Annotated in this window: 6 protein-coding genes and 1 rRNA gene; 3 read left to right on the forward strand and 4 right to left on the reverse strand. The window is 60.9% G+C overall.

The genetic code is table 11. The annotated features are described in order from the left end of the window. The first annotated feature begins 101 nt into the window (after window positions 1–101). Genes mksB through mksF form a run of 3 tightly spaced genes read left to right on the forward strand, consistent with a single transcriptional unit; the run spans window position 102 to window position 4922 of the window. Entirely contained in the window at window positions 102–1379 is a 1278-nt protein-coding gene (mksB, locus tag GV819_RS15315) for an Mks condensin complex protein MksB (RefSeq protein ID WP_178126003.1), read from the forward strand. Continuing rightward, window positions 1369–2076 carry an Mks condensin complex protein MksE gene (gene mksE, locus GV819_RS15320; RefSeq protein WP_161756890.1) on the forward strand — a complete coding sequence of 236 codons (708 nt, stop codon included), beginning with the start codon at window positions 1369–1371 and terminating at the stop codon, window positions 2074–2076. Before mksB ends, mksE begins: the two co-directional genes overlap by 11 nt. Further along, on the forward strand, window positions 2073–4922 hold the full coding sequence (gene mksF / locus GV819_RS15325; protein ID WP_161756891.1) for an Mks condensin complex protein MksF: 2850 nt from the start codon (window positions 2073–2075) through the stop codon (window positions 4920–4922). The genes mksE and mksF overlap by 4 nt, the downstream gene beginning before the upstream one ends. Window positions 4923–5050: 128 nt before the next feature. Here the strand turns inward: mksF and GV819_RS15330 are convergent, their stop codons facing one another. From GV819_RS15330 to rrf, 4 genes are all read right to left on the reverse strand, one after another. Beyond that, window positions 5051–7354, reverse strand: a complete 2304-nt coding sequence (locus tag GV819_RS15330; protein ID WP_161756892.1) for a PqiB family protein — start codon at window positions 7352–7354, stop codon at window positions 5051–5053. Beyond that, window positions 7347–7970 (reverse strand): paraquat-inducible protein A, encoded by a 624-nt coding sequence (locus tag GV819_RS15335; RefSeq protein ID WP_161756893.1) that lies wholly within the window; start codon window positions 7968–7970, stop codon window positions 7347–7349. The genes GV819_RS15330 and GV819_RS15335 overlap by 8 nt, the downstream gene beginning before the upstream one ends. Further along, complete coding sequence (locus GV819_RS15340) at window positions 7957–8616, reverse strand: paraquat-inducible protein A (RefSeq protein ID WP_161756894.1); 660 nt, start codon at window positions 8614–8616, stop codon at window positions 7957–7959. The genes GV819_RS15335 and GV819_RS15340 overlap by 14 nt, the downstream gene beginning before the upstream one ends. Window positions 8617–8763: 147 nt before the next feature. Continuing rightward, window positions 8764–8879: ribosomal RNA gene (gene rrf, locus GV819_RS15345) — 5S ribosomal RNA — on the reverse strand. Window positions 8880–8912: the final 33 nt, after the last annotated feature.

An 8912-nucleotide genomic window follows, 5' to 3' on the forward strand; every position in this document is an offset into this window, starting at 1 on the left:
AAAAGTGACAGTCCGTCTCATAGCTGAGCCTGGGGGTGAATCGTCGGCCCCCTGATGCAGTACAATCGCCGCTTTTCATTGCCAACCAGCCGGCCATTCCGATGATCGAACCCAAGCGCGTCTTGCGCGCCCTCGCCGAACACTGGGCACTTCTGGAGCCACTGTGCGAGCACTTCGACCAAGGCACCCTGAGTCTTGCCGAACTGCGTTCACAGCTGGCCGCCCAACAGTTGGACAGCACGCCCCAGGACATCACCAGCCTGCTGGACGTATGGATACGCCTGGACATCCTGGTCCCGGTGGCGAAAAGCCCGAACCGTTTCGAGCTGAATGCGCAGATCCACGACTTCCTCGCCTACCTGCGCCGCGAGCACCGCCTGGGCCTGTGCCTGGAGATCGAAGCCTACCTGCGTCACCTGGAACGCCTGGCGGGTTACATCCAGGACGCCTTCGACGTGCGCGACGGCAACGACCTGGCGCGCCAGCTGCGACTGTTGGACATGCGCGTGCGCGACGTACTGAAGAAGCTCGCCAACGACGAACAAGCCCTGGTGGCAGTGGCCGAACGGGCCAAGACCAGCGACCGGCAGATTCCCCTGCGCCAGCGTTACGCCGAGGTACTGGCGACCTGGGATGAATACGTCGAGCCGATGATCCAATTGGTGAACGCCGACGGCGCCTTCGAGCAAGGCGTGCGCAAGGTCGAGCTGGTGCTGCTGCGCCTGCTCACCGAGCAGCAGCGCCTGGGTCACCTGGTGGACGACGATATGCTGCTGCGCACCCACGCGCGGATCCTGGAAATGCAGACCAACGCCCAGCTGACCCTGCGTCACGCCCGGGAACTGTTGCTGCCACTGCGTGAAGAAGCCCGCCGGCACAACGCCGTGACCCGCGGCGCGGCCCTGGCCCTGGCGGCGATCCGGCGCAAGGGCATCGACGCCGTGCCGCAAGCGGCGATGCCGATGTTCACTCGCCCGCAGAGCACCTTCCTCGGCAGCTCTGGCCAGGTGGAAGCCTATGTCTACGCCCTGGCCCGCTTCGAGCCCAAGCCGGCGCGCTTCCCCAAGGCCCACAAGACCCACAAGGGCCTGGCGCCCAAGGCGCCGCGCACGGTTCGGGAAATGCTCGAGCGCTGCGAAGACGCCCTGCCGCTGCCGGACCTGATGAACTGGCTGCTGAACCAGGAACCGGACGGTGCCACCGACGAGTTGCTGTACTGGTTCTCCCGCCTGTCGCGGGAAAAGCGCTTCAAGCGCGAGCGCCTCGAACGCCGCGACTACCACACCCAGGAGCACCAGGTCAGCCTGCGCTCCTTCGCCCTGCTCTCGGCCCGCGATGACCAGCCCGAGCATCCTGCGAGTACTGCCAATGCATCTTGATCTTTCCGAACTGTCCCAGCTGGCGCCGATCTTCCGCGAGCTATTCAAGGGCTATCACGTCAGCCGCCGCGACCCGGAACTGTACGCGCAACTGTCGAACTTCCAGGACCAGTACCGCACCCTGTTCAAGGCCCTGGGCTTCGAGCTGATCTGCGATACCCGGGGTTTCTACTACTTCGTACCGGACAACGCCGCGGCCCAGGTGAACAAGACCGCCCAGCGCCTGGCGCTGTTCACCTTCATCCTGGTGGAACACCTGGCCGACCAGGGCCGCGACCCGATTGCCGTGCTTGATGGCGGTAGCCTGGGCCGTGACGAGCTGCCGTCCTTGCTGGAAAAATACCGCGACCTGTTCATCCAGGCCGAAGTGCAGACCCAGGAAGAGCTGGAAGAAAAAATCATGCGCCGCATGACCCAACTGGGCTTCGCCGTCGAGGAGCCGGGCATCTACCGCTTCCTGCCACCAATGCACCGCTTCCTCGATGTCTGCCTGTCGGTACAGCAGGACCGCGACCTGGCTGCCAGCCTGCACAGTGTGCTGCCGCTGCCGACCCCGGTACTGATCGACGAAGACAGCGACGAAAAGCTGCTGCAGACCGATGACCCGCTGGACCTGAGCGTATTCGACGAGTCCGAAGAAAGTGAAGAAGACGCCATGGCTCGCGCCATTGCCGAAGAACAGGAGCTCGACGCATGAGCAAGGAACGCTACGGCATCCGCCGCTTTGCCCTCTTGAATACCGCTGGTTATAGCCTCGGGCTGTTTCCGCTGGAAGAGCCGCTGTCGGTCTACGGGGCCAACAACCTGGGTAAGTCGGCGTCGATCAACGCCCTGCAATTCCCGATTCTGGCGCGCATGTCGGACATGAGCTTCGGCAAGTACAGCCTGGAACAGTCCCGGCGCTTCTACTTCGCCTCCGACACCAGCTACATCCTGGTGGAAGTCTCGCTGCCCCACGGTCCGCACGTGATCGGTGTGGTCGGGCGTGGCCCCGGCGGTGGCTTCGGTCACCAGTTCTTCGCCTATGCCGGACAACTGGACCTGGCTCATTACCAGAAAGACGACACCTGCCTGCGGCAGAAAGAGCTGTTCACCAACCTTGAGCGCCAGGGCCTGAAAGCCTATGAGCTCAAGCCGGACGAACTGCGCCGCCTGCTAGTGGGCGGACACACCTCGATCCCCCTCGATCTGACCCTGATCCCGCTGCGTTCCACCAGCGAGCAGAGCCTGAAGACCTTCCGCGCCTTGTTCATCAACCTGCTGCACATGCGCGAGATCACTGCGGCCAAGCTCAAGCAGCTGTTCCTCGATGCCTTCGAGCACAGCCTGCGTTCGGGCAGCGTCGACTACATCGCCGCCTGCGACGAAGCCTTCCGCGATGTGCGGCGCATGGAACAGGACTACAACTCGCTGGTGTCCGCCGGCCCCCTGGTGGAAGCCCTGGCCAATGGCGTGAAACAGCGCGACAGCCTGCGCGGCAAGCTGCATCGTCTGTCACCGCTGCTGGACTCGCTGCTGGGCACCTGGTCGGACTACGCCGGAGCGCGTAAGGAAGAGCTGACCATCCAGGCCGAGCACTACCGCAACGAGCAAGACGCGCTGCAGAACGACCAGCGCAGCAGCACCCAGGAAATGATGCGCCTGGAACGGGAAATATCCGGCACCCAGCGCTGGCTCGGCGAACTCTCGGTGCTCAAGCATCGCTTCGCCCTGGTGGACGACGTCAAGGTGCTGGAGCAGCAATTGCTGGCGGCCAAGGATGCCCACGATGAGCTGGCCGGTGCCCTGGCCCAGTCGCGACAGTTCTCTGCCGAAGACTTGGAAGAACGCCTGCGGGACCTGGAAAAGCGCCTGAAGTCGGTGAAACTGCAGCTGGATCATGCAGACAACAACAGCTACGCACGCCTGCGAGAAGAGTTCTCCCAGCAGGATGTGGAGCGCCTGATGCGCCTGTTCAACAGCGCGCTGTTCAGCCTGCCCCTGGGCGAACACGGCATCGCCCTCGACGAGAACGGCGACTGGGTGAAATCCGTGGAGCTGATCCTCGACGGCTTCAAGGGCGAGCGCTTCGAAGTGCCAGGGCTGTCCATCGACATCTCGCACATCGAGCCGCCGGCCTTGCAGGCCCTGGCTGACCGTGCGGCCCTGCGCGATCAGAAAGAGCGCCTGGAAAAAGAACTCAAGCAGCTCAAGACTCAAGCCGCCGTGGCCGCCGACCGTGCCGCGAGCAAGACCCAGACCGAAGCCCTGTACCAGCAGGTGCTGGATGCACAGAAAGCCCTGGAAGATTTCCGCCGCGCCCAGACCCTGAGCGCCGAGGAAGGCGAGAAACTGGAACAGCTGGCCCAGATGGAAGCCGCCCAGGACGAACTCAAGCGCTCCAGCGATGCCTTTACCGAGCGCGTCCAGCAGCTGTCGGCCAAGCTGCAGCTGGTCGGCCGGCAGATTGGCGACATGGAAGCCAAGCAGCGCACCCTCGACGATGCCCTGCGGCGCCGTCAGTTGCTACCGGCAGATCTGCCGTTCGGTACCCCGTGCATGGATCCGGTGGACGACTCCATGGATAACCTGCTGCCGCTGCTCAATGACTATCAGGACAGCTGGCAGGGCTTGCAGCGGGTCGACGGGCAGATCGAGGCGCTGTACGCACAAGTGCGCCTCAAGGGCGTGGCCAAGTTCGACAGCGAGGATGACGTCGAGCGGCGCCTGCAACTGTTGATCAACGCTTATGCTCACCGCACCGATGAAGCCCTGACCTTGGGCAAGGCTCGCCGCGCAGCGGTCACCGACATCGCCCGGACGCTACGCAATATCCGCAGCGACTACGACAGCCTGGAACACCAGCTAGCGCTGTTCAACCGCGAGATCAACAAGCGCCAGGTGTCCAACCTGCAGAGCTTCCGCATCGTCCTCGCGCCGAACAAGGAAGCTCTCAAGCACATCGACCAGATCATCCACAGCGCCGGCCAGTACGAGGAAGGCGAGACCCTGTCGGTGTTCGACCTGAGCCAGAGTGCCGATCAGGACAACAAGAACGAAGAGGCCAAGGAGTACCTGGCGCGGCTGGTGGCGGCCAACCACAACCAGTTGGGCTTGAAGGACCTGTTCGAGCTGGCGTTCGAGATCACCAAGGTCAACGGCCAGCCGGTGATCCACACCGACATCGATGGCGCGGCGTCCAACGGCACCACCATGACCATCAAGGCGCTGACCAACATGTACTTGTTGCTGCACTTGATGGACCGCGACCAGGCCGGTCGCATTCGCCTGCCTTACTACCTCGACGAGGCGGCAGACATCGACGAACGCAACCAGGCGGCGTTGCTGGAAACCAGCCTGCAGTTGGGCTTTGTGCCGATCCTGGCGAGCGTGAAGCCGCAGGTTTCGGCTCAGGTGGCCATCGACCTGGAGGGTGGCAGCGGGCCGAACGGTATCTATATCGACGAGGCGGACTGGAAGTTCATCCGCCGCCACGATCAGGTCAAAGCTACCCTGAACGTGGAGCCGGAAGCCGAGGCCGAAGCGGAACTGGACGAAGTCTGATTCCACAGCGCCGATAGCAAAAAGGCCGCACTCGAAAGAGCGCGGCCTTTTTTGTAGGCGCCGGTTTGCCAGCGAAAGCGTTAGCGAACATCCGGCGCCGAGTTCACCGGCAGCCGGCTTCTACAGGGTTATTTGCCGAGGGAAATCTTCGGTGCCCAGGTCAGCCATTCATCCTCGAATTTGTCGAACAGTGGGAAGGTCTGCTCAGGCAGTGCGGGATTACCCATGCGCTCACCCTCTGGAGTGGCGAATGCAATACCGCCCTGGATCAGGGTCTCCAGGGATTCGGTGCGCACCGTGGCGCCCTTGAACAGGCCGAAGTCCACGCCAAAGCCGCTGCTGTTCCAGAAGCGCGTGCCGCCACGAATCAGCGGAGCGTACTTGGGCTCGATAAGGATGTGGATCAACACGCGGTCGGCAGTTCGTCCCAGCTCATAGCCGGTGACCTTGCCCACGCTCACTTCGCGGTAGGTCACTGGTACACCGACCTTCAGCGAACCACGGCGGGCAGCGCTCAGCACCAGGCTCAAGCCCGCCTCTGGAACGTTGGCTTCCGGCGCCTGAGGCAACGCCACAAAGCTGGTTTGCACGCCCTGGCTCTTCACTGCTGGCTGGACTTCGATGTACTGACCGGTAACCAGGGTTTCCAGGTTCGCGGTCTTCATCAGCCCCAGTTCCGGCTTGACCACCCAGAACTGACTGCCGACCCGGGCGATGCGCTCAGGTACTTCAGTGATCCGCGCCTTGAGCATCACCGATTGCATGTCGGCGCTCAGGGTCACCTCTTCCAGCTTGCCCACGTCCAGACCTTTGAAGCGCACCGGGGTACCGGCACGCAAGCCATCGGCACGTTCGACCTTGATATTCACCAGAGTGCCGCGCTGCGCCGCCTCTTCTTGATTGGCGAACAGACGGAAGCGTGGAATGCGTTTTTTCAACGGCACATTAGGCTGCAGTGTCTCAAAAGCGATGCCGCCAGCCATCAGGCTTTGCAGCGACTCACTCTTGATCTGGATGCCACCGGTCAGGCCGCCAGTCAGGGTAATGCCACTGACATTCCAGAAACGCGTCGAACCGTTGACCAACCCTTCGTATTCTTTCTCGATGTGAACGCCGATCACCAATTGCTTGCGGGTGTGGGAGAACTGGTAGCTCTGCACTGAGCCGACCTTGACCTGCTTGTAGAGAATCGGACTGCCAACATCCAGGGAGCCTAGGTTGTCGGTGAACAGCACCATGTGCAGGCCCGGCGCACGCAGGTCCAACGGTGGCGCCTTGGCTCGCGCCTCGAACTCACGCTGTGGCGCAGCGCCCTTGTCGCCAGGACGAATGGCGATGTAATTACCTTTGACCAGTGCCTCCAGGCCAGTAATGCCGGCCAGGGAGATCGAGGGTTTGACCGTCCAGAACTGAGTACCCTGGACCAGGTAGTCTTCGGCCAGTGGGTCCAGAGTCAGTTCGGCGGTGGCACTGGACAGGTCAGGATCAACCTTCAGGGCTTTTAGGCTACCCACCTGGATCCCCTTGTACATCACCGGGGTGCGCCCGGCCTGCAGGCCTTCGAAGTCGCTAAGTTTGACCTTTACCCGGATACCAGCCTGGGCCGCATCGAAGTCTTCGTAGAGACGGAACGGCAAGCTGGGATCGGTAGGCGGGCTGTCCTTGCGATTCTCCGGAGTGGCGAAGGCGATACCGCCGGCAACGATGCTGGACAATGACTCGCTGCGCACTTTTACCCCGGACAGGTTGGCGTCGATGCTGATGCCGCTGGCGTTCCAGAAACGCGTGTGCTTGCGCACCAGGCTGGCATAGGTCGGCTCGATATAGACCTTGAGCTCGACAGTGTTCTGATCTTCCGAGAGCAGGTAGCTTTTGATCTGCCCGACCTGGATCTGCTTGTAGAACACCGGGCTGCCACGGTTCAACGAACCCAGGCGCTCAGCCTTGATGGTCAGGTGCAGGCCGGGCTTGGCGTCCGACAAGGGTGGCTCTTCAGCCAGGGCCTTGAACTTGCGCGAGGGCTCCCCTTCTCCTGGATTGACGGCGATGTAGTTGCCTGAAACCAAGGTTTCCAGGCCGGTGATCCCAGCCAGGCTGACACTCGGCTTGACCAGCCAGAAGCGCGTTTTGGTCCTCAAGTACTGTTCGACGTCCTTGTTCATCTCGACCGTGGCGATCACCCCCCTGGAGTTGCCTTCGTCGTCCAGAGCCAGGGCCTTGACCTTGCCCACAGACATGCCTTTGTAGACCACTTCGGTCTTGTTGGCAGAAATCCCTTCACCACTCTCAAAACGCAACTGGATCTCGATACCGGTCTGGCTGTAGGCACGCCAGCCCAGCCAGCCACCGATGATCAAGGCGATCAGGGGCAGTACCCAGATGGCCGACCAGTTGGAGGCTGGGCGGGTTTTGGCAGTAGGCAAATCACTCATGGTCGTCGTCCGACTCCGTGTTATCCCAGATCAGTCGGGGATCGAAAGTTACTGCAGCGAGCATGGTCAGGATCACCACGCTGGCAAAGGCGACCGCACCGAGATTGGCCTCGATACTGGCCAGTCGTCCAAAGTTGACCACCGCCACCAGGATGGCAATGACGAAGATATCCAGCATCGACCAGCGGCCGATGAACTCGATAAAGCGGTACATGATGATGCGTTGTCTTGCGGACAACGGCTGGTGGCGCTGCACGGAGAACAGCAACAAGGCAATACCCACCAGTTTGAAGGTCGGTACCAGGATACTGGCGACAAACACCACCGCGGCGATCGGGAACATGCCGTGCTGCACCAACTGGATGACGCCCGACATGATGGTGCTGGGGTCACCCTGGCCCAGGGAATTGACGGTCATGATCGGCAGCACATTGGCAGGGATATAGAGAATCGCAGCGGTGAGCAGCAGCGCCCAGGTGCGCAGGATACTGTTGGGACGACGTGGGTGTACTAGAGCGCCACAACGAGTGCAGATCTGCTCGTCGCTGTCGGCTTCCCGCCGGTTCAACTCGTGGCATTCAGTACAAATCAGAATACCTGCATCAATCGCCCGCATGCATGTCCTCTCCAGATAATGCCTGCCAGATCTGGTGAGGCGACATCACCACTTCCAGCCAGACCTGCACCAACAGCAGACTGATAAAACATACCAGGCCAAGGCCCACGGTAATGGACGCCATGTCGGCCAGCTTGACGATGGCCACCAGCACGCCCATCAAATAGACCTCGAGCATGCCCCAGTCGCGTAGATGGTGATAAATGCGATAGAGCAGCAGGCCGTAGCTACGGCCAATGTCCCAACGAATGCTCAACAGCACCAATAACTGACAAATCAACTTGAGCAGTGGAATCCCCATACTGCACAGGAACACCACCAGCGCCACGCTTTCCATGCCGGTATCGAACAGACTTTGCACGCCGCTCCAGACGGTATCCTCGGAAGACTGCCCCAATAAATTGAGCTGCATGATGGGTAGAAAGTTCGCTGGCACATAGAGCAGCAAAGCGGCAATTACGAGAGCCAGGCTGCGCTCGACGACATTGTGCCGATGTGCGTACAGCTCATAACCACAGCGCGAGCACTGGGCTTTTTCGCCATGGGCAAGCGTTGGCTTGCGCATCAGAAAATCGCACTCATGGCAGGCAACCAGGTCGTCCAGTGGTAATTCTGACAACCCGAAGGCCTCAACCGGATCAGGCATAGAAGGCTCTGGAAGTGAAAAAGTAGCGGCTATTCTAGTGTTCCAATCTGAAAATAACTGTGCAAATTTGTTTTCGGATAAGAGCAGCTTTTCTTTCGGGCAAAACAAAACCCCAACTGCTTTCGCAATTGGGGTTTCGGAATTTAATCTTGACGATGACCTACTCTCGCATGGGGAAACCCCACACTACCATCGGCGATGCATCGTTTCACTACTGAGTTCGGGATGGGATCAGGTGGTTCCAACGCTCTATGGTCGTCAAGAAATTCGGTAGCCAGCTCGTTTACCTTACGGTC

This window comes from Pseudomonas sp. Fl5BN2 (assembly GCF_009908205.1).
Classification (GTDB): domain Bacteria; phylum Pseudomonadota; class Gammaproteobacteria; order Pseudomonadales; family Pseudomonadaceae; genus Aquipseudomonas.